The following is a 25,480-nucleotide window of genomic DNA, read 5'->3' on the forward strand; positions in this document are numbered from 1 at the left end:
TTTCTGGAGCATTAGGCAACTCTGTTGGTGCTTCAGGCATGGGTAGAGCGGAGGCGAGCCATATAATCGGTCGCAATAAATCGGAGCGAAATCATGTTCTCAACCTGCGCCGGCGCAGACAGCCGCTACCAAGTAAGCGCTGGCGGTGTTTGGCCCACTTCGGCAACCAGCGATAGCGTCCATTTCTTGCGCGAATGGCTTCGCAATCCCACAAGTACCGCTGCACTCGCTCCGTCGAGCAAGGCGCTTGCCGATCTCATCACGAGCGAACTTGACGGTAGCACAGGCAAGGTACTTGAACTGGGGCCCGGAACGGGGTCTTTCACCAAGAGATTGCTCGCTCGCGGAGTTAAGGAAGAGGACCTGACACTCATCGAGCTGAACCCGTCATTCTGTGATCTGCTTCGAAGGCGTTTTCCCAAGGCAGAACTCAGATGCGTCGACGCGGGCTCGCTCGCCGATGGTGAGGACAATGGCACCCATTCCTTCGGTGCCGCGATCTGCGGCCTTGGCCTGAGAAGCATGGGGCAGGTGCAGGTTGAGGCGATCGTAAGGTCTGCATTCTCGCTGTTGCAGCCGGGTTCCGCTCTCTACCTCTTCACCTATGGCTTCCGCTGTTCTGTACCTCTCTCGGTACTTGAGAAGTTGAACCTGGCTTCGGAACGCATTGGGACGACGCTTCGGAACATGCCTCCCGCTTCCGTTTATCGGTTGACGACGTGTTCGGGTCTAGCGTGAATCATAGGAGCTGCGGGAGAATCGCCGAAACTTATACGTCTCAAGGACGATGACGGGATCCCCCTATCTGCTGGTATTCGGAGGCTGCGCTGATCGGAGCAAGGGGTGGGACTGTTGTGCATTTTTCTCGCCTGCGGTCAGTCAAGAAGTCACGGCTTTCGAGCACGCATCGAAAAGTAGGACCGGCTTCGGAAGCGCGCGCCCGCAATGAGAGACCGAATGCATTTGATCCCAACGTCTGCTTTTCGGTCCTGCTAGACACGCGCCCAATGTCCGCGATTGGGGCGCAAAGCCAACCGGCTGGTTTGCGGGACACGAATGGCGGGTTTCAGCAAGAGCCGCCGCTCACGTCAACGACGCTGAATGTCTTGAGCTGGTCGCCAGCGGCCACCGTTCAGTGACAAACGGAACCGCTGCTTACAAGAAACTCGACGTTTCGAAGCCGTCATTGGGCAAGAGAGCAGATAAGATATCAGACTGGTTCTCCGGCATCCTTCCATTCATGCATCGCCCGGATGAGCTCGACAGTGGGGTACTCGCGGATGTCCTCCTCGGATGATCCGGCAGCGATCTCGCGCTCCCAGTACCACTCCTGGAAGGCCAGATATTTCCCCTGGATTAGCGCCGATCCTACAGGCTGCGCACCAGCCTGCGCGATTAGCCAGGTGCGAACGTGGCGGACCGCCTTTTCGTGATCGCCGCTGTGAGCATGGATGTCCCAGCCTGCGATGTCGGAAAGCGCCCGCTGGTAATCATAGCGGGTGTGTTCAAGGATGAGGATCCGCTTGTCCGACAACGGGGGCGGTCCAAACCTGCGACACGCATGGTCAAGGCCAAGTTCGAAAGGCATGTTCATGCGCGCGTACTCATCCTGTGCCACAGACTTGCATCGGCTAAGGTCGTGGATGCCGTACTTTGATCCCCGGACGAGGTCGACAATGCGATCGAGCCGCGCCTCGCCGTTGTCGGCGTTCTCTGGCGCCAGCCTCGGGAAAAACTCCATATAGACGATACAGAACGCTACCGCCTGCAGGATCGGTGCGAAATCTTCATCGAAGGGGCAGTTGACGAAAACCGAGCGGTCGAAGGGTGGCGGCAAGATCAGCCCCTCGGCGGATGCGGGTCGTTTCCGTAGGAGTTTCGCTCTCTGATCCGACCATCACGACCGTGGATGTAGAGCTCGGTTTTCTGGTTCTGCGCGATCTTGGTGGCGGCTGCGATAGCGTCTGCCTGCGTGGCGTGAACGCTAGTCGCTCTCGAAGCGCCTGCCTTCTTCACGGCCCATCCGCCCGAAGAGTTCCGAACCACATGCTGACCCTGCTTTGCCATCGTATCTGACCTCCAACGCTTAAATAGCAGCACGATAGAACGGTTGCTAGGTCCGGGAGAAAACCAGTGCTCCCAAATTTCGTTTCGTCCGAATGAACCCGCCAGCGTGATGGTAGCTTGCGCATCGCCGAAAGGTCAGGGTGCCGCTAACCTCGCTGCTGCAAGATCGATGCTGGCTTGAAATCCGTGGCGCTCAAGCATGTGGAGGAGGTTAGCGCCGTTCATCAGGGTGATCGGCTTGCCGGTGGCAAACTTGTAGGCGTCAGGGCCGTAGTCCGCCGTGGACACAAGAATGCCGCGCGATGCGCCCTCATTCATGATAGTGCCGTACAGATCCCGCACCGCCGACACGCCAACGGTTCTGGTGTAGCGCTTGGCCTGGATGACGATCTTGCCGCCGGTGATCGGATCGGGGTCGAACGCGATGGCATCGACCCCTCCGTCGCTGCTCGATTGTGTGACCTTCACCTCGCCGCCGCGCGAGGCGAACTCCTTTTCGAAAACCTCGCGGACGAGGTGCTCGAAGTCTTCCCACGAGATCGCTGCCAGGTTAGTGCCCTGATCGAGTGCAGCGCCGACTTCCCGCGCCTCGATGAACCGGCGGTCCTCTGTGTCGAGTTCCATGACCGGGGCGATGGGCGCGAGGGAAGCCAGTGATGCTGCCGAGACGCCCTTCAGCGATTTGAAGCATGCCTTGGGATCGACGCGCGTAAGATCGATGGCGCAGAAGGATTCCCGATCGACAAGCAGCGACATTAGGCAGCTACGCTTCTGCTGACCGCTCGCCGGGTCGACGAATTCGACGAAGCCGTTGAAAAGGATTGCATCGATGTTCCCGGCCTCATCAGCCTCGAACAGCTCATGGATCGTGCGCAGGCAGACCTGATAGGCGACAGATTCGAAGTTGGCCTTCCTGTCGCGATCGGAGATGAAGTTCTCCTTCAGCTCTCCCGTCGCCTTCGCGAATTTCACCGCCTTCGTCGATGGCAGGACATCGATTGATGGCAGATCATAGGCGAGCTTCATGAGCTTGCGGACACGATCATACTGCAAGAGGTAGGACTTCTCGAAGAGGCCATCATAGTCCGATCGCTCCAGCACAAGCGAGGTATGCTCGATGACGGCTTCCTCTTCTCCGCTCGCAACCTCGGCCGCGAGCTGATCGACGAGGGCATGCGACGCTGCCTGCTCTGCCTTGAAGGCATCTTCCTTGGCTTTGTGTTCATCCCAGAAAGCCTTGCGACGCTCCTCCCATTGGGCAACCGCGTGAGCCAGAGCAACTTTTCGCCGGTCTTCTACCTCCTTCCATTGCTGTATTGCCGCCGCGTGAATCGCCTCGGCTTCAGCAAGAATGCCCGCTTTCTTGCCGAGGATAACCTGAAAGAAACCGACCTTCGGTTCGACATATTTCGGCTGAGGTGCCGGACTGCTCGCCGGCTTGGGCTCCGGGAAGTCCTTGGGATATTGGTATGCAGACCGATCCTTGAGGGTTTCCCAGTCGATTCTGTCATCGACGAGCGTCGTATGCGTGAGGATGCGGGTCAGCGATTCCAGTCTGAGCGCCGCCTCTGTTGTCATCTCGTCGGCAGCAGCTTGGCCGGAGAGCAAGGACTGGCGCTTAAGGTAGCCTGTATATTTTTCATCCCAGCTAGCGATCAACGCGTCGAGCTTGCTCTGCAGAATGAAGATTTCAGGCGCGCTGACCTCCTTGTGAAGGTTGAGCTTCTTGTGCCGCACGTCGATGTAGTACCGCAGGATCCGGTCTCCGCGCGCATTCCATTTCGTTTGCAGTGATCCCACCGCGATGTTTTCGAGATTGGTCGAATGGATCGTGACGTGTGCCACAGCCGCCCCCTTCTATGCCTGAATAGACAGACTTCTACAAAAAGCCGGATGTCGCGTTCAGATCAAGTGCGATGATCCTAGTTGGTTAGCTCAACACATGCCCGCCTGCTTCGCGGTAGGCAAATGGCCGGTTCCGGCACGAGCGGTCGTTCTTAGACCGGTCACTGAATGACCTGACCTGGTCGAGTGCCGCCATGCCGGGCTTGCTGATCCTAAGGCTGCCGTCGCTCCATACTCGCCAGTTCGGCATCGGCATATCCGGCCCTCTCGTCGTAAAGGAGCGGGCTGGTTATTGCAGCGATGAGGGTGTTTGAATTGGACAAGAATATTCTACCTAACCTTCGGGCACACCGCTATCCTGATGAAAGCGGCTTAATTGCAATCGAGTATAAGCGCCGCCTGTACTAAGCTGAGGGGGTGCGATTTTGAGCAGCGAGGCCACGGCGCCGTCGAGAGACGTGATCTTCCTAAGTCACGCGATGCCAGAAGATACAGAGTTTGCGGCGTGGCTCGGGATGCAGCTTGCGAATGCCGGCTATAGCGTCTGGTCCGAGGCGACGCAGCTGATTGGTGGTGAGCGCTTCTGGGTCGATATTGAAGAGGCCTTCGATACCGTAATCGGCAAGACCGTCGTCGCCATATCGAGCGTTACGCGTGACAAAAACGGCGTCCTCGATGAAATAGAGCGGGCGGTCGCAACGGCGGAAAACATTGGCGTCCAGCATACCGACTTCATTGTCCCGGTGACACTTGGCCGGCTGAAGCGCAGCAATATGCCGATTCAGCTCGGCAGGCAGAATGCAATTCCGTTCGATCCTTCGTGGGCGGATGGCCTCGCTCGTTTGTTGAAGTTACTGGACAAGGAAGGGTTTCCCAAGTCGGCTACGCCGAGCGCGGTCGGGCAATGGGTAGCGAACTGGTTTGAAGGCAGCCATCGCGTCATCGAGCGCGACAGCGAACTCATGACCAATTCCTTGGGAATATCCGAACTTCCTCCACGCGTGCGCTTTTACAATGTCGGCGTTTCGGCGGACGGCCTGAAACATTTGCCAAGCCGCCTTACGGTCCCCAGCGTGATCAATGGCGCGTTGCTAATCACCTTCGCCGCCGAAGACGAGATCCGGGAAATGCTCGGACCGGAAACAGCGCTCAGCTTGCGCGCGGATGTGAGCATCGAGGATTTTCTCGACGCCAGCGCCGAGAGAGGCACACCCATTGTATCGCGGCGCGACGCGTCCAATCATATCGTGAACATGCTTCGGCAAGCCTGGGACCGATTTTGCGAAGCGCGCGGTCTGCAGCCGCTTGAGCTCGCATCTAATCGGGTCGGATGGTTCCTTCCGCTGGGAATGGTCGATGGCCAGTACGTCCGGTTTACCGACTTCGACGGCCGCAAGCGGAAGCGTTATCTCTATGGCGTGAAGACAAAGAAGGTTGGCGACGAACGGGTGATCGGAATGCACTGGCACTATGCGCCGCGCCTCCAGTTCGCATTCGGAGACGCAGATGAAGCGCATGTTGAGGCGCATGTCGCTTTCACAATCAACGGCCGTGAGCTGCTGGGCGATCCCGACAAGGCGCACAAGATTCGCCGCAGCTTCTGCAAGCAATGGTTCAACGAGCAATGGCGCACTTTGTATCTCGCCTATTTCTCCTTTCTGTCCGATGGCACTGAACAGATAGAGCTGGCAGTATCGCGCGATCAAAGCTGCGTGATTGATTGCCGGCCCGAGCGATGGACATGCCCAGTTTCGTTCGACGCTCCGCCGCCAAAATCGAGAAAGAAGGTGGTCGAAGCGGAGGCGAGCCCTCCTTCTGGAGACGACGAAGTTCCCGAGGACGACATCGACGCGGATGAAGATGACAGCTTCGATCCTTGGGATGGTCTGGACGCGGAAGGCGACGAATGAGCGAAATCTGGTATATCCCCGAGCCGCGCTGCGTTTTCGGCTACGATCAGTCAATGGAGCATCCCAAGGACGGGCTGACCGCTTTTGGACCGGTGCATGATCGGCGCCAACCCAAGGAGTTGCGCGTCGGCGCCATCGGAACACCCGATGGGCTTCGCTATTTGCGGCAATGGGTGGCATCGATTCAGGGGCCTATCGCGGTCAGCAAGGCGGACGATCCTAAACAGTCCCTGTTCCCCGGCTTCGCGGCAACTTTTCGCTGTACTTGGTCGGAAACGCCTATCGCGAGCATCGAAATCGATCCCAAGGACATCGACGAGGCGCTGCGCCATGCAGACGGGCACCAGCGCATCTACAATACAGTCAGCCTCTACGAGAGCAGGATCGCCCAATATATCGACGAGGAGGAGTTTCCGGTTTCGCTTTGGTGTGTCGTCATTCCCGAGACGATCTATGAACGCGGACGACCCAAATCGCAGGTTCCCGTCGCCGAACGGACGCACAAGGATCAGGTCCTGTCGCGAAAGCAGGCCCGGTCTTTGAAATCAGAGCCTCTCCTTCCCTTTCTTGACGCAATCAACAAGGGTGCCGAAATGCACCGCTATGCGCGCGACTTCCGCGACCAGCTCAAGGGCAGGCTGCTCGGTTCGCGCGCGGTGATCCAGGTGATCCGCGAGACGACGCTCGCACCCCATGTATTTCCGCAGCGAAGATTGCAGGATCCAGTCGATGTCGCGTGGAACCTCGCGACGGGCGCCTTCTACAAGGGCGGGGGTCAGCCTTGGCGCCTCGACGGAATCCGGCCCGGCGTTTGCTATCTCGGGATGGTTTACAAGCGCCTCGACGAACATTCGGGAAGCCAGGCCTGCTGCGGCGCGCAGATGTTTCTTTCCGACAGCGACGGGCTCGTGTTCAAGGGGGCCATCGGCGATTGGTATTCCGACGAGACGCATGAATTCCATCTTGATCGCGCGCATGCTGAGGCGCTGATGCGCAAGGCGATTGGCGCCTATCGCAAGCAGCATGGCGAGGATCCACGCGAGGTCTTTATCCACGGGCGAGCGCGTTTCAATGATGTCGAATGGGCGGGCTTCGAGACGGCTGTGCCGACAACGACAAAGCTCGTGGGTGTGCGCATCAAACGCAACAGTATGCGCAAGCTCTACCGGGACGACAAATTCACATCGCTTCGCGGGTTGGCCCGCCCGTTCAACGCGAAATCGGGGCTGTTGTGGACCTTGGGCTTCGTCCCCCGGCTACAGACCTATCAGGGGCGCGAGGTTCCGAACCCGCTTCTGATCGACATCTGCCGAGGCGAAGCCGATCTGCGGACCGTGATGGCGGACGTCCTCGCGCTGACGAAGGTCAATTTTAATGCGTGTCTCTACGCCGACGGCATGCCCGTCACGCTCCGGTTCGCCGATCGCGTCGGGCGCGTATTGACGGCGATTCCGCCGGAGCTCGACCCGCCGCCGTTGCCGTTCCGGCATTATATCTAATCATAGCAAGGGAGCAGCCGGATGAATTCACCGCCCTCGCTGTCCGAGGAATCGCTCGTCCAGATGCGCCTCACGCATCTGGAGATGATTCAGGACATCATTGCGCGCCTGTCGGGTTTCAGCGCCAATGCGAAGAATTTTTGCATAACGGTGCTCGCCGCATTGGTCGCCGTGGCGTTTCAGAAACCTGTGCCGGAGCTGGTCTGGGCCGGCGTGGCGGTTCCTTTGCTGTTTGCGCTGCTCGATGCCTATTATCTGGCGCAGGAGAAGCGATTTCGGGATCTTTATGAGTTGACCTGCTCGGCGCCCCTGAGCAGCGCCGACGATATCAGCCTCAAGCCTAGGTCCCTCAATGCAAGGAGGATTGGCGCAGCTTTTTTCAGCTGGTCGGTTGCGGGAGTTTACGCAGCCCTACTGGTTGGCATGTCCATTCTCCTCTACATAGCAAGTCATGGACCAGCCGAACACAGACCTGCTGGAAATCATCGCCCGAGCGCTGGCGAACCCGCCACCTCGGGCGAACCATTTGGCGTCCCCACTCGCGGCGCTGCTGGGCACACCGAAGCCGGCCCCAAACCCGTTTCAACAGGTGGGCGTACCCCCGCGAACTAACGGTCTTTTCGGCAGCAGCGGCCAATCGGCCAAGGCGGCGCACCAGAATTTCCTCGGAGATATCCTCAAGGGTCTTGAGCTACCACCGCTGCAGCAGCCAGCGCGCGCAGCCATTAAGATCCGGAACGTGTTTTATTCGTTTCATTTCGGCGATGTGTTTCGTGTCAATCACGTCCGCAACTCGGGCAAGATCAGACCGGCCGACAAAGGTCGCCTTCTCACTCCGAATGATCGCAGTCTCTGGGAGCGGGTAAAGCGTACGAACCCGGCCAATCTCAGGCGCCTGATCGACAGAGGACTGCTCGGGACGTCTGTCACCTGCGTCCTCGTCGGCACTGAGACCTGGTCCCGCGAATGGGTTCGCTACGAGATCGCGCGCAGTCTCGCACGGGGGAATGGCCTCGTTGCGGTTCATATCGACAAATGTGAATGCCCACGCACGGGGTTTTCGCCGGCTGGGCTCAACCCGCTGGCGCAGATGGCGCTCGGCTGGGACTTTAGAATCTATGAGTTTGTCAACGGCGGCTGGCATCCCTATTCAAAAATTGCCCAGTCGCTGACGCGCTGGCCGCAGTGGTTGCGAAGGCCTTCTCCAGGCTGCGTCATGCCGCTCGATACCGGTACCGCCAGCTATGACTGGAAGCTCGATGACGGATATCGGAACCTGATCCACTGGACGGACGCTGCGGCTAAATCCGCAGGTCACTAATTCGCTCCCCCGGCTCCGCATCAGCAGGCTTAGAATCCTCGGCTTTGTCGCTCGTCACATCCGCCGCCGTGCGAATATCTGACAAAAGGTTCGGATCTGGCGCTATCCGTGACGATCGAATGATGGCTTTCGGGCACCGCCTAATCACGGCCGGAACGACTGACACGGGGCGCCAAACTCACACGCGGGCTCGCCGCATGGAATGTCCGCTATCCCAATCCGCGCTCCTGAAAGTAGACGTTCCGGACTGTCCAACTTTCCGGATGGATGTGTCTTTGCGGTCCCAATGGCCGCACTGATCATGGAAGGATGAGATTTAGTTTGGCAGAAACGGAATTACCGCTGGCGCGACTGTCAGCGCGCCGCTCGCCGGATCGGGCACGAGGATCGGCACCGCCGGATAGAGCGCGGGCCAGGTCGAATAGTTGGCGATCCACGCGGCCGCGCTCGGCGACAGCCAGCCGGTCAGGGTGGTAATGCTCGCATAGCGCTGGGCCAGCGGTTGCGCGACGATCGGCTCGTAATGGGCAATCCGGTTGCGCAGCAGCCGCAGCTCGCGCAGCTCCTGCGCGATCATGCCGCGCTGCACGCCCTTGGCCTGGAAGATCGGCCGCAGTGTCTGCCAGAGATGGTGCGCTTGGCGGCCGAACAATGACGACCAGAATCCGAAATTGAGTTCGGCGATGATCTGCGAGCGCACGGCCGGCTTGTTGGCCTGCTGGAGCGTCTGCCGCGCCTTGGCGATGCACCCGGTCTGATAGGCCGTGGTCAGCACGGCGGGATTGTCGAACCAGCTCTGGCCGTAACGCTGGATCAGCGCGGCATCGGCCATGTTCCGCAGGGCGATTTCCTGCATGTGCAGCGGCCCATAAAGCGCAGCCGAGAGCTGGACATTGTAGGTGTAGAGCCGTTCGGCGAGCGCCTGGTTTCCGCCTGTCCAGTTGAGGTAGGTGTCGAATCGTTCGGCGGAGAGGGCGGCGATGATCGTAGGCACGCGGCGGGTTATTCCTTGATTTTTCCGCCCCGATCGACTACATGGAGCCCGTATCCCCCGGTGGTCCCTGCTTCGCATACCGCCGGGGCACTTTATTTCTAGCCACAGCCGATAGTCTTCGCAACGCGCTTCCAGCGTGCGGATTATGCTGTTGTTGTCCTCATCCTATACAGTTTGAGGGGGAAAGCCTTCCCCTGCTGTCGAGCCCCAGGCGGGTCTCGTCAGACCCCTTTGAGCGGGGACACCCCGCAACGCCCCGATAGTGAGCGCGGGGATCCAGGGAGCGCACTCTGGCGGCTGGCGCCGCGCAGGGGGCGCGAGTCATTTTCCCCAGCGCAGCACTCTCGCTCTGGCCGGAGGGCACGGCGACGGCTGGCCCCCAGGCCCGCGCGCACGCCGCCGCGCCGGCCGTCCGCCGCAAGGGTGCGTCGTTTGTGGCGCCGCAAGCGGCGCGGTTCTTGGGGCTCCGCCCCCGGCGCACTTCGGAACGTCTTCCGCCCAGCTTCCTCCACCCCCGGATCAGGTCCGGGGGCTCCGTGCAGCCGGTTCCCCGCGAAGCCGTCCCTCCGTTTGCACCCCCGGTCTCGCCGACGGGCAGGGTTTCAGCGCGGCGCTTCCCGCTGCGCGGAAACCCAAGGAGTAAGGAAGATGACCGACAGCGTTCAAACCCGATCGACCGGGCTTGCCAGCGGCGAAATCCATGTACCGCTGAACAAGTTGAAGAAGTCCCCGCGCAATGCCCGCAAAGTGCCACACGGCGAAGCCGCCATCGAGGCGCTGGCCGCTTCGATCCAGCATAAGGGGTTGATCCAGAACCTTGTCGTTGAGCCCGAGGTCAAGGAGGACGGGACGCCGACCGGCAATTACCTCGTCACCGCTGGCGAGGGCCGCAGGCTGGCGATGCTGCTGCGCGCCAAGCGCAAGCAGATCAAGAAGTCGGAAGCTGTGCGCTGCTGGCTGGATACGGCGAACGACCCCGCCGAGATCAGTCTGGACGAGAACGTGACCCGGACCCCGATGCACCCCGCCGACCAGTTCGAACGGTTCCGCGAGCTTGCGGACGGAAAGGGCTGGGGCGCGGAAGAGATCGGCGCGCGGTTCGGCGTGTCGGCGGGCGTGGTGAAGCAGCGGCTTCGCTTGTGGGACCGCGATCCGGCGGTCGCAGCCGAGAAGCTGCGGCTCGCCGAGAAGGTCATCCAGGGCCGCGACTTCACCGTCATTCCCGAGGGTATGAACGCGATCGAGGCATGGCTGGGGAGTCTTCCGGGCCACGCCTACGCCAACGTCCGACAGCCACCGATCTCCACCCTCAATCTCGCCCACCTGATCCCCCTGTCAGCGGTGTGGGCGGGGCCGGAACGGGACGAGCACCTGCAAGCGCCCCCCTTGCTGTTCGGCAAGACCGAAGGCTCGACCCCGTTCCGGTTTTCCCTCCATGTCGGCGACGTCGGTCATGCGCTGATCGTCGGCCCGACCGGTGCGGGCAAATCGGTGCTGCTCGCGCTGATGGCGATGCAGTTCTGCCGTTACGCGAACGCCCAGGTCTTCGCCTTCGACTTCGGCGGTTCGATCCGCGCCGCCGCCCTCGGCATGGGCGGCGACTGGCAGGATCTCGGCGGAATGCTGGCGGACGAAGCCGGCGAAGGCGTGCAGCTCCAGCCGCTCGCGCATATCGACGATCCCGCGGAGCGCGCCTGGGCGGCCGAATGGCTGGCCGCGATCTTCGCCTCCGAAGGCGTCGCGGTCGATCCCCAGGCCAAGGAGCATATCTGGTCGGCGCTGGGCTCGCTCGCCAGCGCGCCGGTGTCCGAACGCACCCTGACGGGTCTCGCCGTGCTGTTGCAGAGCCAGCCGCTCAAGCAGGCGCTTGGCACTTATTGCGTCGGCGGTCCCTGGGGCCGGCTGCTCGACGCCGAGGCCGAGCGGATCGGCGAGGCGCGTTGCCAGGCGTTCGAGACCGAGGGTCTGGTCGGCGCCGGCGCGGCGGCGGCCGTGCTCTCCTATCTGTTCCACCGCATCGGCGATCGGCTCGACGGCTCACCCACGCTCATCATCATCGACGAGGGCTGGCTGGTCTTGGACAGCCCGGCCTTCGCGGCGCAGCTCCGCGAATGGCTGAAGACGCTGCGCAAGAAGAACGCCAGCGTCGTCTTCGCCACGCAGAGCCTCGCCGACATCGAAACATCCAGCATCGCGCCGGCGATCATCGAAAGCTGCCCGACGCGCATCTTTCTGCCCAACGAGCGGGCGGCCGAGCCGCAGATCGCGGCGATCTACGAACGCTTCGGGCTCAACGCGCGGCAGATCGAGATATTGAGCCGGGCGACGCCCAAGCGCGACTATTACTGCCAGTCGCGGCGCGGCAACCGCCTGTTCGAGCTGGGCCTGGGCGAGGTGGCGCTGGCCTTCGCCGCCGCATCGTCGAAGTCCGATCAGCTCGCCATCGCCGAAATCATCGAAACCCACGGCGCCGCCGCCTTCGCCGCCGAATGGCTGCGGTATCGCGGCTGCGCCTGGGCCGCCGAGCTGCTGCCCGACCCCGCGTCCGGCCTCCAGCCCGAACTCCCCCTCACGCCAGACATGGAGATCATCCCGTGAAATTGCTTCCGTTCCGCCGCGCCCTGATGACGGGCGTCCTCGCCGTCTCGGCCGTCACGCCGATGTTCATCGCCGCGCCGGCCCACGCGCAGTTCGGCGGGATCGTCTATGATCCCAGCAACTATGCTCAGAACGTGCTGACGGCCGCCCGGTCGCTCCAGCAGATCAACAACCAGATCCAGCAAATCCAAAACCAGACGACCTCGCTCCTCAACGAGGCCCGCAATCTGGCCTCGCTGCCGTTCAGCTCGCTTGCGACATTGCAGCAACAGGTGCAGCGCACCCAGCAGCTCCTCGGCCAGGCGCAGCGCATCGCCTATGATGTCCAGAACATCCAGCAGGCGTTCAACAGCCGCTACACCGGCACGGCGCTGACCGGCGATCACGCCCAGATGGTCGCCAACGCCAACGCCCGCTGGGAGGATAGCGTCGGCGCCTTCGAGGACGCGCTGAAGGTCCAGGCCGGCGCCGTCGGCAATATCGAGGGTGCGCGCACCTTGATGGACAGCCTGGTCACGGCCAGCCAGTCGGCGACCGGCGCCCTGCAAGCGGCGCAGGCCGGAAACCAGCTTCTCGCGCTGCAATCGCAGCAGATCGCGGACCTGACCGCGACCGTCGCCGCGCAGGGCCGGGCGCAGGCGCTCGAATCCGCGCGCCAGGCCGCGGAAGAGGCCGAAGGGCGCGAACGCTTCCGCCGCTTCATGGGCAACTGAGGCGCTCCCCATGCTGTATGGAACCTCGCGCACGGCAAAAATCGCAGGCGTAGCGGCATTGGTCGGTCTGATGATGGCGGTGGCGATCCTCGCCGTCAGCAGGGATCGCGCGCCCACTCCTCCGCCCATGCCTGCGATCGTGCGCGACACCGAAGGGCGCAGCCGGCTCGCCCGCGAGCTTGACCGCTGCGCCACGCTCACCATGCCGGACAGCGGCTGCGAGGCGGCCTGGGCGGAGAACCGCCGCCGCTTCTTCCACCAGGCCGAGCCCGAAGGCGCGGGGCGATGAACGACACCGGCGTCATCGACACATTCCTGGGCGTATTTGGAAGCTACATCGACAGCGGGTTCGGCCTGCTGGGCGGCGAAGTCGGCTTCCTGTCCTCGACGCTGATCGCGATCGACGTGACCATCGCCGGGCTGTTCTGGGCCTGGGGCGCCGACGAGGACGTGCTCCAGCGGCTCATCAAGAAAACGCTCTATATCGGCTTCTTCGCCTTCATCATCGGCAACTTCCACACCCTCGCGACGATCGTCTTCGAGAGCTTCGCCGGCCTCGGTCTCAAGGCCAGCGGCGACAGCCTCAGCCTCGCCGAGTTCATGAAGCCGGGCAGCATCGCGGCGACCGGGTTAGAGGCCGCCAAGCCGCTGCTCGATGCGGCGGGCCAGTTCTCCAGCCTCTGGGCCGTCTTCGCCAACCTCGCGTTGATCCTCGTGCTGCTGATCGCCTGGCTGATCGTTGTCCTGGCCTTCTTCATCATCGCCGTTCAGGTCTTCATCACCCTGATCGAGTTCAAGCTGGTGACATTGGCCGGCTTCGTGCTGCTGCCCTTCGCCTTCTTCAACCGCACGGCATTCATGGCCGAGCGCGTATTGGGCCATATCGTCTCGACCGGCATCAAGGTGCTGGTCCTCGCTGTCATCACCGGCATCGGCACCACGCTGTTCAGCCAGTTCACCGCTGCGGGTCTGGGCGTCGAACCCGACATCAACCAGGTCATGGCCATCGCCCTTGCGGCGCTATCGCTGCTTGGCCTGGCCATCTTCGGTCCCGGGATCGCCAACGGCATCGTCTCCGGCGGCCCGCAGCTCGGTGCGGGCGCGGCGGCGGGTCCGCACCCACCGCCGCGGCCGCTGGCGCCTCCGCATCCGGCCCCGCCGCGCCGCCTGCCTGGGCGGCCGCGATGAAGCGCCGCCAATCCATGACCCACAACGCGACCCTTGCCGCACACACGCTCAAAGCTGGCGACAGCCACGGCGGCGGCGGCGGTCCCGACATCCGGGAGAAAGACTAGATGTCCCGACGCCCTTCGATCCGCTTTGCTCAGACTCCCGAGCCCGTCACGCCCTATCAGGCCGCCCGGCAGGAATGGGATCGCCGCATCGGCGAGCCGGTCGTGCAGGGGAAGAACTGGCGGCTCGCCTTCTTCTGCGCGACGGCCTTGAACTTCGCCTTGACCGGCGGCCTGATCTGGCAGTCGGCACGGGGCCATATCGTCCCCTGGGTGGTCCAGGTCGACCGGCTGGGCGAGGCGCAGGCAGTCGCGCCGGCCGAGGCCGGCTATCAGCCTACCGATCCGCAGATCGCGTTCCATCTCGCGCGCTTCATCGAAAATGTCCGCTCGATCCCGGCCGATCCCGTCATCGTCCGCCAGAACTGGCTCAAGGCCTACGACTTCACCACCGACAAGGGCGCGCTCGCGCTCAACGACTACGCCCGCGCCAACGACCCGTTCACACAGGTCGGCAAGGTCCAGGTCGCCGTGGAGGTCTCCAGCGTTATCCGCGCTTCGCCCGACAGCTTCCGCGTGGCCTGGATCGAACGCCGCTATCAGGACGGCAGTCTCGCCGCCACCGAGCACTGGTCGGCCATTCTCACCATCGTCGTGCAACCGCCGCGCACCCCCGAGGGCCTGCGCAAGAACCCGCTCGGCATTTTCGTCAACGCCTTCAACTGGTCAAAGGAGCTGTCGCAATGACGCCTTTCCGTCGTTCCGCCTCGGCGGTCCTGCTCATGTCCGCTTCCGCCCTGGGCGGCTGCGCGACCACATCGGCCAAGCCGCCGACCATCGCTTATGACAATCCGCCGGCCGAGATCGCCGCAACGCTTGCGCCTGAGGCGCCCAAGCCCGTCGAGGTCGTGACCATCCCCGAGCCCTTGCCGCTGCCCGGCCAGTTGAAGCCGGCGCCGGCTGAACATGCGTCGCCGCCCGAGCCCGCCGATCCGCGCCAGCGGGTCGGTGCGGCCAATGCCGCCGCCCGGATGCAGCCCGTGCGCGATGGCTTCCTCAATGCGATCCAGCAATACCCATGGACCGAAGGCGCGCTCTATCAGGTCTATGCCGCGCCCGGTCAGGTGACGGACATCGCCCTTCAGCCGGGCGAGCAGCTCGTGGGCGCAGGCCCGGTCGCCGCCGGGGACACCGTGCGCTGGATCATCGGCGACACGACCAGCGGCAGCGGGCCGTCGGCGCGCGTGCATGTCCTCGTGAAGCCCACCCGGCCGGACCTTTCCACGAATCTCGTCATCAACACCGACCGGCGCACTTATCACGTGGAGCTGCGCGCGACGGCGGCGACCTACATGGCCTCGGTCTCCTGGACCTATCCGCTCGATGCGCTGATCGCGCTCCGGGCGCGCAACGCTGCGGCGGCCGCCGCTGCGCCGGTTGCGACCGGCGTGGATGTCGCCACACTCAATTTCCGCTACCGCATCGACGGCGACAACGCTCCGTGGAAGCCGCTGCGCGCTTTCGACGATGGCCGTCAGGTCTATATCGAGTTTCCTGTCGGGATTGCGCAGGGCGAGATGCCCCCGCTGTTCGTGATCGGCGCGGCCGGCGGCGCCGAACTCGTCAACTACCGCGTCCAGGGCCGCTACATGGTGGTGGACCGGCTGTTCGCCGCCGCCGAACTGCGGTTGGGCGACAAGCACAGCGAACAGCAAGTTCGCATCGAACGCGCCGACGGACGGAAGCGCCGGCGGTGACCGATGCCATTGAACCGCGGGCCGCTGAAGCGGCGTCGCCGCATCCCGATCCTGGGGCCTTCCAGCTCCGGGGCGATCCGCCGCGCGTCATGCGCTTGTCGCGCAAGGCCCTGGCCGTTGTCGGCGTCGCCGCCGGCCTCGGCATCGGCGGTTCGCTGATCTACGCGCTGCGGCCGCCAGCCGAGAAGCAGGCGAAGGAACTCTACAGCACCGAGACCCGCAACACGGCGGAGACAATCACTTCCGGGCCGAAGGACTATACGCAAGCGCCGCGGCTCGGCCCGCCGCTTCCCGGCGATCTCGGCGGCCCGATCGTCTCGGCCCAGCAACGCGGAACGGACGTGCCCGTGCCGGCGGTTGGAGCGAACGGACAGCGCGATCCGCAGGCGCAGGCCGCCGAGGCGGCGCGCCAGCGCGCCCAGCAGGAGCGCGAAGCCGCGCGCACCAGCTCGGTGTTCCTCGGTCACGGCGCAGCCAGGGCCGGCGCGACCGCGCCGCAGATCGCTGCTGCGCCCGACCAGGCGGTGGCGCCGCCGCAGACCAGCCCGGCCGCCCAAGGCGACCAGGCCGCCAAGCGCGCCTTCATGGCGCAGGCGTCTAGCCAGCGCACCGTCAGCGCCGAGCGGCTGACCGCGCGGGCCTCACGCAACATCGTGCAAGCCGGCAGCATCATCCCCGCCGCGCTCATCACCGGCATCCGTTCCGACCTTCCCGGACAGATCACCGCCCAGGTGACGCAGAATGTCTATGACAGCCCCACTGGCCGCATCCTGCTCATCCCGCAGGGCGCGCGGCTGATAGGCGAATATGAAAGCCAGATCACCGCAGGGCAGACCCGCGTGCTGCTCGCTTGGGATCGCTTGATCCTGCCGGACGGCCGCTCGATTGTTCTTGAGCGCCAGCCCGGTGCTGACGCGGCCGGCTATGCCGGCTTGCAGGACAAGGTAAACCAGCATTGGGGCGGCGTGCTCAAGGCCGCGATGATCTCGACCCTGCTTGGCGTCGGGACCGAACTGGCCACCGACAATGACAGCGACCTCGTGCGCGCAGTTCGGCTCGGCACGCAGGACACCATCAATCAGGCCGGCCAGCAGATCGTTCAGCGCCAGCTCAACATCCAGCCGACCCTCACCATCCGGCCGGGCTATCCTTTGCGCGTGATTGCTACCCGCGATCTCGTGCTCGAACCTATCGGAGGAACACGATGACGAAGCTGAAATTGGGGCCCCTGACCGACGACCGGCCCGTCAAACTGACGGTTGAACTGCCTGCCGCCGTTCACCGTGATCTTGTCGCCTATGCCGCCGCGCTAGCGGCTGAGACCGGCGACTCGCCTGCAGCGCCCGAGAAGCTGGTCGCGCCCATGCTCGCCCGCTTTATGGAAACCGATCGCGGTTTTCGCCGCCACCGCGCGCAGGAGGGCTGACCGCGCCGTCAGTTGCCCATGAAACGTTTGAAGCGATCATAATTTAATGGTCGTGGGGAGCTTCGCTCTCTTCGTGAGCGTGATCATCATGCATCTCTTCGTCATGATGACTGCTGTAGCCCGCATATTGCTCTGCCGGCATTCCGGGCAAGGCTTTCACGAAGGCGACGATGTTCCAGATGGTCTTGTCATCATGCGTGGGGCCGAAGGCGGGCATCCCGCTCATCTTCACGCCGTGTTTAACCAGCCAGAAAACTTCCTTGGGGTCCCATTCCTTGGCGGCCTCTGCCAGCGGCGGCGGTTTAGGGAGCATGACCTCCGCCCATTCGGCTCGGCTTTGCCCGACGCCCCCATGACAATGGGAACACATCGCTTTGTACTCGCCCGCCCCGGCGGCAATCATGGCCGGCGTGAACTCAGACGGAGGCCTGATATCGGCCGCCTGCCGTCGGACGGAATTGCCCATCGTTGTGGTAAGCGCCCACCCAACAATCGGATTGTGCCGATCGGTCGCGGCTACGTTAAAGCCACCGGTCAAAACGACGATCAGAGCGACGACGATCATCAAGATCAGCAGCGCGGCAGCGCCCAATATGGCGCCTTTCAGCGTCGCATTCATGCTTGGCCTCCTTTGAAGCACTGCATGTAACCCCGGTAGCCTATCTCTTCCTTGGCTCCCGGAGGTACGATGATCATTTCCGCAGCCTTGAGCCCGGCATTTCCGACTTCGTCGACCGGGCGAAGGACGACGAGCAGATCATCTGCCTCGAAGCGACCGGAGCTGGTCTTCGGCAGAACGATCAGCTTGCCGTTCAGCTTGATCGCGCCGGCACCATCCTGCCGGTAGAGAAACGAGGGAAAGCCGACTTCCGTCAACTTGATCGCACACCGGCCGGATTTACCCCCGAGTGCCTGCACATCGGCATCACTGATGGTCTCGGGTTTGATGGCGGCGGATTCCACATTCTGCAGGGCAGCGCCCGCTGCGACGATCGGCGCCGAGGTGGGAGCGGGATCGACCCGTGCCTCCCGGTCATTGCCTATGGAGGTGTTCTGATTGCATCCGACCAATGACACACTCAGCAAAGCCAATGGGAAGAGCAGTTTCATTTCTCGATCCCTTCCGGCAGCCGCTCCGTCGTCCGCACGCCGTTCTGTTCGATGTCGGCGATGAGGTATTTCATCTGGGCGATCTCCCGGCGCTGGGCCACTATGATGTCGTGCGCCAGCTTGCGCGCACGGGGATCGCGGATATGGGCACGCTCGCTGGTCATGATCGCGATTGAATGGTGCGGGATCATCGCCTTCATATATTCGGTGTCGGTCACGGTGATCTGACTGCGCACCAGCCAGAGCGCGACCGCGAAGACGAGCGCCGCGATTCCGAGGATGATGAAGTTCTTTTTCCGATCGCGATACATGCCCCACATGAAGAGGAGCATGACCACCATCATCATGGCACCCATGACGAACGTCATCCAGAAGCGGGTTTCGCTCCAGAAGATGTGATCCGCATCATAGGTGTTGGCATACATGAGGAAAAACATGATGACGGTGGATGTCGCCACCATCGCCATGAAGCGCCAGTAATTGGCGCCTCCGCCTCCCTCCATTTTATGACCGTTTGGCATACAGCCTCTCCTCCTTGTTCATGGTCGCGTAAACGAACTGGGCCGTGCAGCTGATCAGCAGAAAGCCGGTCAGGGATTCGATGCCGGTGATCGCGCGTAGGTGACCGGTGGGATAGATGTCGCCCAGCCCGAGCGTGGTGATGTTAATGAGCGAGAAATAGAAGAGGTCCATCCAGCTATCGAGGACCGGGCTTTCGAAGCCGCCGAGTCCCATTTGCGCGGCGAGAAAGAAACCTGCGGCGAAGAGGCCCGCGATCAGCAAATGGCTCGCCAGGATTATGAGGTATGACACACTCAGTCGAACCGCGCCGGGGCGGCTGGAGCGAAGGGTGATCTTGGCGAGGCCGATCAACCAAAGATGGATCCAGGCCGATATCAGGAACAGGGCGGAACCAAGGAGAATGGCGACGGTGATAGCGCGTTACCTCTCAGCCATGATTGTGTGATTGTGAGGCATCTGCCTCGTTGCGGCGAAGAAACACGGACTCGGCGGCGAACACCGCTGCGATGCCGGCAAACGCATAGACAACGATCGAAGGATCGCTTTGCAACTTCACCGCCGTGAAGGCCGCAAGAACGATGGCATTGGCAGCCAGCGCCCCGAGGAGGATCGAAGCCTTCGCGCCGACTTCGTGTCTGAGGCGACGATACACGCCCCAATGCACGAGCATGTCCATGACCAGATAGAAAAAGGCGCCGAGCGAGGCGATGCGCGACAGGTCGAACAGAACGGCCAGCGTTCCGGCAATTACTACCGTGTAGATCAGCATATGGCTGCGGATGCTCCCGCTCATGCCGAAATGGCTGTGCGGGATCATCTTCATGTCGGTCAGCATCGTCAGCATGCGCGAGACCGCAAAGACGCTGGCGATGACGCCCGAGGTCGTTGCGGCGAGCGCGATCACGACTGTGAAATAAAAGCCCGCCCCGCCGAGAGCCGGGCCGGCTGCGGCGGCGAGGGAATAGTCGCGCGCTTCCACGATCTCGCCGATCGTGAGGCTCGATCCCACTGCGACGGCCACCAGCAGATAGGTCGCGACACAGATGCCGATAGCGATCATGATCGTCCGGCCGACATTGTGATGCGGATCCTCGATCTCGCCGCCGCTGTTGGTGATCGTGGTGAAGCCCTTGAAGGCGAGGATGGAAACGGCGACCGAAGCGATAAAGGCTTCGGCGCCCTGCATTCCCACGGGCTCGGCGAACGCTCCGCCGGAGAACCCGCTCGCCCAGATCGCCGCAATGGCAAACAGGGCGATTCCGCTGATCTTCACTGCCGACATGATGAGCGAAATTCCGCTCACCGACCGGTTGCCTGCCGCATTGACGAGATAGGCGAAAACGATGAGCGCAACCGCGCCGATCGAAAGCAGAAGAGCGTTTCCTTCCTGGCCGAATGGCCGCAGCGCATATGTCGCGAAGGTTCGGGCCACCAGGCTTTCGTTGATCACCATCGACAGCGCCATGAGAAGCGAGGCCGAAGCCGCGATCGTACCCGGACCGTAGGCCTTTTGCAGGATCATCGCGATGCCGCCCGACGAGGGCCAGGCATTGGACATCTTGATATAGCTGTAAGCGGCGAGCGCGGTGACGAAGCCGCCCGCGATGAAGGAAAGCGGAAAGAGCGGTCCGGCGAGTTCAGCGATCTGGCCGGTGAGCGCAAAGATTCCGGCGCCGATCATCACGCCGGTGCCCATGGCGACGGCGCCGGTCAGCGTTATCGAGTTCCGGCTGAGATCGCTGTCGCCACCGACGGACAGATTAGATTGGCCGGACTTCACACCTTTACGGCCCTGAGCCTGAGGGAATTGAGCACGACCGAGATCGACGAAGCGCTCATCGCGAAAGCGGCGAACATCGGGCTGATGAGAATGCCGAAGAACGGGAACAGGACGCCCGCGGCGACCGGGACACCCGCGCTGTTGTAGATCAGCGCGAAGAACAGGTTTTGCCGGATGTTGCTCATCGTTGCGTAGGCAAGGCGCCGGGCGCGGACGATACCGTCGAGATTGCCCTTCACCAGCGTAATCCCCGCGCTCTCGATAGCGACATCGGCGCCGGTGCCCATGGCAATGCCGACATCGGCCTGGGCGAGCGCGGGCGCGTCATTCACTCCGTCACCCGCCATGGCGACTTTCTTGCCGTCTTGCTGCAACTCCCGGATGATCCGGGCTTTGTCCTCGGGCAGGACGTCGGCGCGGATCTCGTCGATGCCGAGACGTGCCGCGACCGCCTTGGCGGTTCGTTCGTTGTCTCCGGTCGCCATAATGATGCGGAGGCCCAGATCGTGCAGCGCCTTGATGGCGTCGGGCGTGGTTTCCTTCACCGGGTCGGTGACGCTCACTAGGCCGGCGATGGCACCGTCGAGGATGACGAACATCACTGTTTCCCCTTCGTCGCGCCGGGCATTGGCCTTCTCGGCCAGCCCCGAGCCTTCGAGCCCGAGATCGCGGACAAGCGCAATATTGCCGAGCGCGACGGTCTTGCCGTCCACCGTGCCCTTCACGCCCTTGCCGGTGATCGCCTCGAAATCGCTCGCCTCGTCCATCGCCACACCGCGCTCTTCGGCGCCGCGCACGATCGCTTCGGCGAGCGGATGTTCGGAGCCGCGCTCTAGCGTCGCGGCGAGGCGGAGCACTTCGCCTTCGTCATGTCCCGGCTCGGGCATCACCGCGACGAGCCTCGGCTTGCCTTCGGTCAGCGTTCCGGTCTTGTCGATCATCAGCGTGTCGATCTTCTCGAATCGTTCGAGCGCCTCGGCATTCTTGATGAGAACGCCTGCCTGCGCGCCGCGTCCAGTGGCCGTCATGATCGACATCGGCGTCGCCAGACCCAGCGCGCACGGGCAGGCGATGATCAGCACGGCGACCGCCGCGATCAGCGCATAGGAAAGCGCGGGTGCCGGTCCCCAGACGGCCCAGGTAATGAACGCCAGCACCGCGATGCCGATCACGACAGGCACGAAGAGTCCCGCGACCTTGTCGGCATATTTCTGGATCGGCGCACGCGAGCGCTGGGCATTCGAGACCATCTCGACAATCTGGGACAGCATGGTCTCCGAACCGACGCGGGTCGCCTCCATGACGAGACTGCCCGTGCCGTTGATCGTGGCACCGGTGACGGGATCGCCTGCGACCTTCTCGACCGGGACCGGTTCGCCCGAGATCATGCTTTCATCGACCGAAGAACGGCCATCGACCACCACGCCGTCGACTGGCACCTTGTCGCCTGGCCGCACGCGCAGCCGGTCGCCGACCTGAACATCCTCGAGCGCGACCTCTTCCTCGCTGCCGTCCGCGCCGATCCTGCGTGCGGTCTTGGCGGCGAGATCGAGCAGCGCCCGGATTGCCTTGCCCGTGCCTTCGCGGGCGCGCAGTTCCATGACCTGCCCGAGCAGCACCAGCGTGACGATCACGGCGGCCGCTTCGAAATAGACTCCGACATGCCCTTCCGCGTCTCGGAAGCCGTCAGGGAATATCCCCGGCGCCAGGACCGCGACCACACTGAACAACCAGGCGGCCATCACCCCCATGCCAATCAGCGAGAACATGTTCAGGTTCATCGTGCGGAAGGAGTTCCAGCCGCGCACCAGAAACGGCCAGCCGCAATAGAGCACGACCGGTGTGCCGAGGATCAGTTCGATCCAGAGTGTCGTGCGCTCCCCGAATATCTCCCGCACACCGCCAAGCCCGACATAGGGGCCCATCGTGAACACCAGCAGCGGCACGGTAAGCACCGCGCCAATCCAGAAGCGGCGCATGAAGTCGACCAGCTCAGGGTTCGGTCCTTCGTCCGCCATCGTGGCCGATTCCAGTTCCAGACCCATGCCGCAGATCGGACACGAGCCGGGCCTAGTCTGCCGGACCTCGGGGTGCATCGGGCAGGTATAGACCGCACCGCCATAGCCCGCGGGAACGGTGTCGTACTTGCCGCCCGCCACCGCTGCGGACTGATTCGACTTCTTTTCGCCGCAGCAATGCGAATGGTCGTGCCACGAAGCATTGTCCGCAGGCACGAGGTGCATACCGCATTTGGGGCAGTCGCCGGGACTCTCCTGCCGGATTTCAGGGTGCATGGGGCAGGTGTAGGTCGTCATCCCTGGATTCTCCGGCCGCTGCAGGCCCTCTCAGGCGCGCTCTCGATCATTGCGGCGTGTGTCCCTGATGCTGGCTGTGGTCGCCGCCCTGATGCTGGGCTTGGCCATCGTGACTCGTCGGAGGCTTGTCCGAGTTCCCACCCATCATGCCGCAATGCGCCATGCCGGAATGGTCGCCAGAGGCACCTTCAGTCATCCCCGCGCCACCCATCCGGCTGTGATCCATCGGACCGTTGCCCATTTGCGAGTGATCCATCATCGGACATTGCATTTTGCCATCCTTGTCCTTCTGGCAGCAGGCCATCTGGTCATGCGCTGGTGGCTCGGGCGCCCTTTGGGCCAGCAGCGCCGTGGGGACGGAAAGCGCGAGAGCGGTGGAACCGAAAATGAGCTTCTTCATTGCAGGGATTCCTTGAAAACCTTCGTGCGCGCCTGAAGGTCAGTTGTAGATGTTGAAGACGGAGCGCCCCGCCTTTCCGAAAGCGATGACCTGGTAGGGCTGGGTCTGGCCGCCCATCTCCATCCCCGGCGAACCGAGGGGCATGCCGACGACCGCAAGCCCCCGGACGCCGGCGGGCCGCTCCTTGAGCAACCGCTGGATATCCGCAGCCGGCACATGTCCTTCGATCACATAGCCGCCCACCACCATGGTATGGCAGGATCGCAATTCTTCTGGCACGGCCTTATCGTCCTTGACGGCCGCCATGTCGGCGCTGTCCTTCACGATGACCTGCACGTTCATCCCGTGGTGGACATGCGCGGCCCATCGCTCGCAGCAGCCGCAGTAGGGATCGCGATACATGGTGTACTCGGTGGCCTGAGCCGCATTCGAGCAAGCGCCGAAGGCCAGCAGAAGAGCCGACGCCATTGCGGGTTTCAAGCGGGTCGCGCGCGGCATTTGCACATCATTTCTCCGGCTGAGCCTGCCAAAATCATGGCCCTGTTATCTTCGCTACGCACGAGCCGACCTTGCCCCTCACTTTTTTGAGGGACGCGAGGCGTAGAGGCGTATGAGTGCTATGACGCGCAGATGCGTATGTGATTACAGTTGAAGGCGAGAAACGAGCGAGATGGATCAGGAAAGCCGATTGAACGATGCCCTGCAGTCCCTGGGCGACACGCAGGCGGACGTCGTCCCGGAGGGCTTTATGAACAGCGTCTGGTCGCGCGCCGGGGAAATGGCTGAAGCCGCGAACGCGCGCCGCCGCCTTGCCCTTTTCGCGGTCATCTTTGCTGCCGGAATGGGCGGCGGGATAGGCACGATCCAGACGCCGCCGGTTAAGGCCGAGACAACATCGTACCAGCTTTTTGCCGGCGCTGATCTGTCGCCCGCCGTTCTGCTGCACGTCGAGCCATGAAGCTGTCGGGCCTTCACATCGTTCTTGCCGTACTGCTCGCGGTAGCGGCAGGATGCCTGGGCGCGATGCTCGCGGTACAATGGGGTGGCTCCGCCCAGCGTAGCGGCCTCCATGAGTTCGTGCATGATAAGCTAGACCTCAGCCCGGGCCAGACCAGCAAGCTGGACCAGTTGGAAGCCCGGTTCGCGACGGAACGAGCAGGACATGAAGCAAGGCTGCGCGCCGCCAATGCCGATCTGGCCGCGGCCATGGAGCAGGAGCATAAATACGGTCCAAAGGTGGGTGCGGCGATCGACAGGGTGCATCTGGAGATGGGCGAACTCCAGAAGGCTACCGTGCGCCACGTCTTCGCAATGCGCGCACTACTCAACGAGGAACAGCGGCAGAAATTCGACCGTCAAATCTCGATATCCCTGACCGGCGATGGCCGCGAATGATCGCTCGTGGCGGAGGCAGGGGACAGCACCGAATCTGACCTGATCGTTCAGGTAAAATCAGGCGGACGACGGGCGTTTGATCGACTTGTCGAGCCTCATGCGCCGCGCCTGCTCGCTCTCGCCCGGCGGATGCTCTCGTCGCCATCGGAAGCCGAAGAAGCCGTGCAAAACGCGCTGGCCTCGGTCTGGATAAATCGCCGGCGCCTGGACGAAGGCCGGCCGGTCGGTGGTTATCTTACCACAACCACGCTCAATAAGTGCCGCGACCGCCTGCGGCGGCGCAAAGCGGCGAATTTTCTTGGATTTGGTCGAGGACTGGAAGAAATCACCGCATCTGACGACTCGCCCGGTCCGGAAGACGCCGCGCTGGATCGTCGAGAACTCGCCCGTGTACAGTCTGAGATCGAGCGCTTGCCGGTTCGGTTGCGCGAGGCGCTGGTGCTTGTCGCCATCGACGGGCGTAGCCAGAGTGAGGCGGCAGAGCTGCTCGGCGTGTCGGAAAAGACCATTGAAACCCGCATATACCGGGCACGCAACAGGCTGCGCGAGAGTTTGGAATTTTCCTGAGGGGTAGCAATGCCCGGCGCGTAACGAAG

Annotated in this window: 26 protein-coding genes and 3 pseudogenes; 17 read left to right on the forward strand and 12 right to left on the reverse strand. The window is 62.8% G+C overall.

Annotated elements, in window-relative coordinates:
- Positions 1-93: 93 nt before the first annotated feature.
- On the forward strand, positions 94-738 hold the full coding sequence (locus tag J3E64_RS17675; protein WP_253344362.1) for a class I SAM-dependent methyltransferase: 645 nt from the start codon (positions 94-96) through the stop codon (positions 736-738).
- A 472-nt stretch (positions 739-1,210) separates the two neighbouring features.
- Here J3E64_RS17675 and J3E64_RS17680 read toward each other — a convergent pair whose 3' ends face one another.
- The 3 genes from J3E64_RS17680 to J3E64_RS17690 all read right to left on the reverse strand — a co-directional run bounded on the left by J3E64_RS17680 (position 1,211) and on the right by J3E64_RS17690 (position 3,912).
- Complete coding sequence (locus J3E64_RS17680; RefSeq protein ID WP_253344363.1) at positions 1,211-1,837, reverse strand: hypothetical protein; 627 nt, start codon at positions 1,835-1,837, stop codon at positions 1,211-1,213.
- A gap of 2 nt (positions 1,838-1,839) precedes the next feature.
- On the reverse strand, positions 1,840-2,067 hold the full coding sequence (locus J3E64_RS17685) for a DUF2188 domain-containing protein (protein ID WP_253344364.1): 228 nt from the start codon (positions 2,065-2,067) through the stop codon (positions 1,840-1,842).
- Between the two features lie 135 nt (positions 2,068-2,202).
- A complete protein-coding gene (locus J3E64_RS17690) occupies positions 2,203-3,912 on the reverse strand; it encodes a restriction endonuclease (protein ID WP_253344365.1) in 1,710 nt (569 codons plus the stop codon).
- Positions 3,913-4,337: 425 nt separating this feature from the next.
- Here J3E64_RS17690 and J3E64_RS17695 point away from each other — a divergent pair, with 425 nt between their 5' ends.
- The 4 genes from J3E64_RS17695 to J3E64_RS17710 are packed head-to-tail and all read left to right on the forward strand — an operon-like array spanning position 4,338 to position 8,642.
- Complete coding sequence (locus J3E64_RS17695; RefSeq protein WP_253344366.1) at positions 4,338-5,822, forward strand: toll/interleukin-1 receptor domain-containing protein; 1,485 nt, start codon at positions 4,338-4,340, stop codon at positions 5,820-5,822.
- The gene (locus J3E64_RS17700) at positions 5,819-7,321 is read left to right on the forward strand and encodes a hypothetical protein (protein ID WP_253344367.1); all 1,503 of its coding nucleotides are present in this window, start codon (positions 5,819-5,821) and stop codon (positions 7,319-7,321) included. Before J3E64_RS17695 ends, J3E64_RS17700 begins: the two co-directional genes overlap by 4 nt.
- Before the next feature lie 21 nt (positions 7,322-7,342).
- Positions 7,343-7,933 (forward strand): hypothetical protein, encoded by a 591-nt coding sequence (locus J3E64_RS17705; RefSeq protein ID WP_253344368.1) that lies wholly within the window; start codon positions 7,343-7,345, stop codon positions 7,931-7,933.
- On the forward strand, positions 7,848-8,642 hold the full coding sequence (locus J3E64_RS17710; RefSeq protein WP_253344369.1) for a TIR domain-containing protein: 795 nt from the start codon (positions 7,848-7,850) through the stop codon (positions 8,640-8,642). Before J3E64_RS17705 ends, J3E64_RS17710 begins: the two co-directional genes overlap by 86 nt.
- Before the next feature lie 316 nt (positions 8,643-8,958).
- Here J3E64_RS17710 and J3E64_RS17715 read toward each other — a convergent pair whose 3' ends face one another.
- Positions 8,959-9,636, reverse strand: a complete 678-nt coding sequence (locus tag J3E64_RS17715; protein ID WP_253344370.1) for a hypothetical protein — start codon at positions 9,634-9,636, stop codon at positions 8,959-8,961.
- Positions 9,637-10,284: 648 nt separating this feature from the next.
- On the opposite strand from J3E64_RS17715, the pseudogene J3E64_RS17720 reads away from it, so the two are divergent.
- The 9 genes and pseudogenes from J3E64_RS17720 to J3E64_RS17760 form a co-directional block, all read left to right on the forward strand.
- Positions 10,285-10,626: pseudogene (locus J3E64_RS17720) on the forward strand (ParB/Srx family N-terminal domain-containing protein); the annotation flags it as partial.
- 147 nt (positions 10,627-10,773) lie between these two features.
- Positions 10,774-12,234: pseudogene (locus J3E64_RS17725) on the forward strand (conjugal transfer protein TrbE); the annotation flags it as partial.
- Positions 12,231-12,947: a P-type conjugative transfer protein TrbJ gene (gene trbJ / locus J3E64_RS17730; protein ID WP_253344371.1), complete on the forward strand. Its 717-nt coding sequence runs from the start codon at positions 12,231-12,233 to the stop codon at positions 12,945-12,947. The pseudogene J3E64_RS17725 and the gene trbJ, both read left to right, overlap by 4 nt.
- A gap of 10 nt (positions 12,948-12,957) precedes the next feature.
- Positions 12,958-13,236 (forward strand): putative entry exclusion protein TrbK-alt, encoded by a 279-nt coding sequence (gene trbK-alt, locus J3E64_RS17735; protein ID WP_253344372.1) that lies wholly within the window; start codon positions 12,958-12,960, stop codon positions 13,234-13,236.
- Positions 13,233-14,242 (forward strand): annotated as a pseudogene (trbL, locus tag J3E64_RS17740) (P-type conjugative transfer protein TrbL). Before trbK-alt ends, trbL begins: the two are co-directional and overlap by 4 nt.
- Positions 14,243-14,926, forward strand: coding sequence for a conjugal transfer protein TrbF (gene trbF / locus J3E64_RS17745; protein ID WP_253344373.1), 684 nt, complete (start codon positions 14,243-14,245; stop codon positions 14,924-14,926).
- Positions 14,923-15,936, forward strand: a complete 1,014-nt coding sequence (trbG, locus tag J3E64_RS17750; protein WP_253344374.1) for a P-type conjugative transfer protein TrbG — start codon at positions 14,923-14,925, stop codon at positions 15,934-15,936. The genes trbF and trbG overlap by 4 nt, the downstream gene beginning before the upstream one ends.
- Positions 15,933-17,144 (forward strand): TrbI/VirB10 family protein, encoded by a 1,212-nt coding sequence (locus J3E64_RS17755; RefSeq protein ID WP_253344375.1) that lies wholly within the window; start codon positions 15,933-15,935, stop codon positions 17,142-17,144. The genes trbG and J3E64_RS17755 overlap by 4 nt, the downstream gene beginning before the upstream one ends.
- Positions 17,141-17,362 carry a DUF2274 domain-containing protein gene (locus tag J3E64_RS17760; protein ID WP_253344376.1) on the forward strand — a complete coding sequence of 74 codons (222 nt, stop codon included), beginning with the start codon at positions 17,141-17,143 and terminating at the stop codon, positions 17,360-17,362. The genes J3E64_RS17755 and J3E64_RS17760 overlap by 4 nt, the downstream gene beginning before the upstream one ends.
- 43 nt (positions 17,363-17,405) lie before the next feature.
- Here J3E64_RS17760 and J3E64_RS17765 read toward each other — a convergent pair whose 3' ends face one another.
- From J3E64_RS17765 to J3E64_RS17800, 8 genes are all read right to left on the reverse strand, one after another.
- Positions 17,406-17,981 carry a cytochrome c gene (locus J3E64_RS17765; RefSeq protein ID WP_253344377.1) on the reverse strand — a complete coding sequence of 192 codons (576 nt, stop codon included), beginning with the start codon at positions 17,979-17,981 and terminating at the stop codon, positions 17,406-17,408.
- Positions 17,978-18,472 carry a DUF6692 family protein gene (locus J3E64_RS17770; protein ID WP_253344378.1) on the reverse strand — a complete coding sequence of 165 codons (495 nt, stop codon included), beginning with the start codon at positions 18,470-18,472 and terminating at the stop codon, positions 17,978-17,980. Before J3E64_RS17770 ends, J3E64_RS17765 begins: the two co-directional genes overlap by 4 nt.
- A complete protein-coding gene (locus tag J3E64_RS17775; protein ID WP_253344402.1) occupies positions 18,469-18,933 on the reverse strand; it encodes a DUF305 domain-containing protein in 465 nt (154 codons plus the stop codon). Before J3E64_RS17775 ends, J3E64_RS17770 begins: the two co-directional genes overlap by 4 nt.
- Before the next feature lie 43 nt (positions 18,934-18,976).
- Positions 18,977-19,345: a potassium channel family protein gene (locus J3E64_RS17780; RefSeq protein WP_253344379.1), complete on the reverse strand. Its 369-nt coding sequence runs from the start codon at positions 19,343-19,345 to the stop codon at positions 18,977-18,979.
- Positions 19,346-19,421: 76 nt separating this feature from the next.
- Positions 19,422-20,774 carry an APC family permease gene (locus J3E64_RS17785; protein WP_367398643.1) on the reverse strand — a complete coding sequence of 451 codons (1,353 nt, stop codon included), beginning with the start codon at positions 20,772-20,774 and terminating at the stop codon, positions 19,422-19,424.
- Positions 20,771-23,089 (reverse strand): copper-translocating P-type ATPase, encoded by a 2,319-nt coding sequence (locus J3E64_RS17790; RefSeq protein ID WP_253344380.1) that lies wholly within the window; start codon positions 23,087-23,089, stop codon positions 20,771-20,773. Before J3E64_RS17790 ends, J3E64_RS17785 begins: the two co-directional genes overlap by 4 nt.
- 46 nt (positions 23,090-23,135) lie before the next feature.
- The gene (locus J3E64_RS17795; RefSeq protein ID WP_253344381.1) at positions 23,136-23,489 is read right to left on the reverse strand and encodes a hypothetical protein; all 354 of its coding nucleotides are present in this window, start codon (positions 23,487-23,489) and stop codon (positions 23,136-23,138) included.
- Between the two features lie 39 nt (positions 23,490-23,528).
- Positions 23,529-23,987 (reverse strand): DUF411 domain-containing protein, encoded by a 459-nt coding sequence (locus J3E64_RS17800; RefSeq protein ID WP_253344382.1) that lies wholly within the window; start codon positions 23,985-23,987, stop codon positions 23,529-23,531.
- 190 nt (positions 23,988-24,177) lie between these two features.
- Between J3E64_RS17800 and J3E64_RS17805 the strand changes: the two genes are divergently transcribed.
- Genes J3E64_RS17805 through J3E64_RS17815 form a run of 3 tightly spaced genes read left to right on the forward strand, consistent with a single transcriptional unit; the run spans position 24,178 to position 25,451 of the window.
- Positions 24,178-24,447 (forward strand): hypothetical protein, encoded by a 270-nt coding sequence (locus J3E64_RS17805; protein ID WP_253344383.1) that lies wholly within the window; start codon positions 24,178-24,180, stop codon positions 24,445-24,447.
- Positions 24,444-24,884, forward strand: coding sequence for a periplasmic heavy metal sensor (locus J3E64_RS17810; protein WP_253344384.1), 441 nt, complete (start codon positions 24,444-24,446; stop codon positions 24,882-24,884). Before J3E64_RS17805 ends, J3E64_RS17810 begins: the two co-directional genes overlap by 4 nt.
- Positions 24,885-24,890: 6 nt before the next feature.
- The gene (locus J3E64_RS17815; protein WP_253344385.1) at positions 24,891-25,451 is read left to right on the forward strand and encodes an RNA polymerase sigma factor; all 561 of its coding nucleotides are present in this window, start codon (positions 24,891-24,893) and stop codon (positions 25,449-25,451) included.
- The last annotated feature ends 29 nt before the right edge of the window (positions 25,452-25,480 follow it).

It is taken from the genome of Sphingobium sp. OAS761 (genome assembly GCF_024168485.1).
GTDB lineage: Bacteria > Pseudomonadota > Alphaproteobacteria > Sphingomonadales > Sphingomonadaceae > Sphingobium.

Bases quoted from the DNA above. Each gene is read 5' to 3' on its own strand.
- J3E64_RS17810 (WP_253344384.1), top strand. From the start codon at position 24,444: ATGAAGCTGTCGGGCCTTCACATCGTTCTTGCCGTACTGCTCGCGGTA.
- trbF (WP_253344373.1), top strand. From the start codon at position 14,243: ATGTCCCGACGCCCTTCGATCCGCTTTGCTCAGACTCCCGAGCCCGTC.
- J3E64_RS17685 (WP_253344364.1), bottom strand. From the start codon at position 2,067: ATGGCAAAGCAGGGTCAGCATGTGGTTCGGAACTCTTCGGGCGGATGG.
- J3E64_RS17765 (WP_253344377.1), bottom strand. From the start codon at position 17,981: ATGAATGCGACGCTGAAAGGCGCCATATTGGGCGCTGCCGCGCTGCTG.
- trbK-alt (WP_253344372.1), top strand. From the start codon at position 12,958: ATGCTGTATGGAACCTCGCGCACGGCAAAAATCGCAGGCGTAGCGGCA.
- trbG (WP_253344374.1), top strand. From the start codon at position 14,923: ATGACGCCTTTCCGTCGTTCCGCCTCGGCGGTCCTGCTCATGTCCGCT.
- J3E64_RS17795 (WP_253344381.1), bottom strand. From the start codon at position 23,489: ATGAAGAAGCTCATTTTCGGTTCCACCGCTCTCGCGCTTTCCGTCCCC.
- J3E64_RS17760 (WP_253344376.1), top strand. From the start codon at position 17,141: ATGACGAAGCTGAAATTGGGGCCCCTGACCGACGACCGGCCCGTCAAA.
- J3E64_RS17790 (WP_253344380.1), bottom strand. From the start codon at position 23,089: ATGACGACCTACACCTGCCCCATGCACCCTGAAATCCGGCAGGAGAGT.
- J3E64_RS17770 (WP_253344378.1), bottom strand. From the start codon at position 18,472: ATGAAACTGCTCTTCCCATTGGCTTTGCTGAGTGTGTCATTGGTCGGA.
- J3E64_RS17800 (WP_253344382.1), bottom strand. From the start codon at position 23,987: ATGCCGCGCGCGACCCGCTTGAAACCCGCAATGGCGTCGGCTCTTCTG.
- J3E64_RS17675 (WP_253344362.1), top strand. From the start codon at position 94: ATGTTCTCAACCTGCGCCGGCGCAGACAGCCGCTACCAAGTAAGCGCT.
- J3E64_RS17700 (WP_253344367.1), top strand. From the start codon at position 5,819: ATGAGCGAAATCTGGTATATCCCCGAGCCGCGCTGCGTTTTCGGCTAC.
- J3E64_RS17775 (WP_253344402.1), bottom strand. From the start codon at position 18,933: ATGGTGGCGACATCCACCGTCATCATGTTTTTCCTCATGTATGCCAAC.
- J3E64_RS17705 (WP_253344368.1), top strand. From the start codon at position 7,343: ATGAATTCACCGCCCTCGCTGTCCGAGGAATCGCTCGTCCAGATGCGC.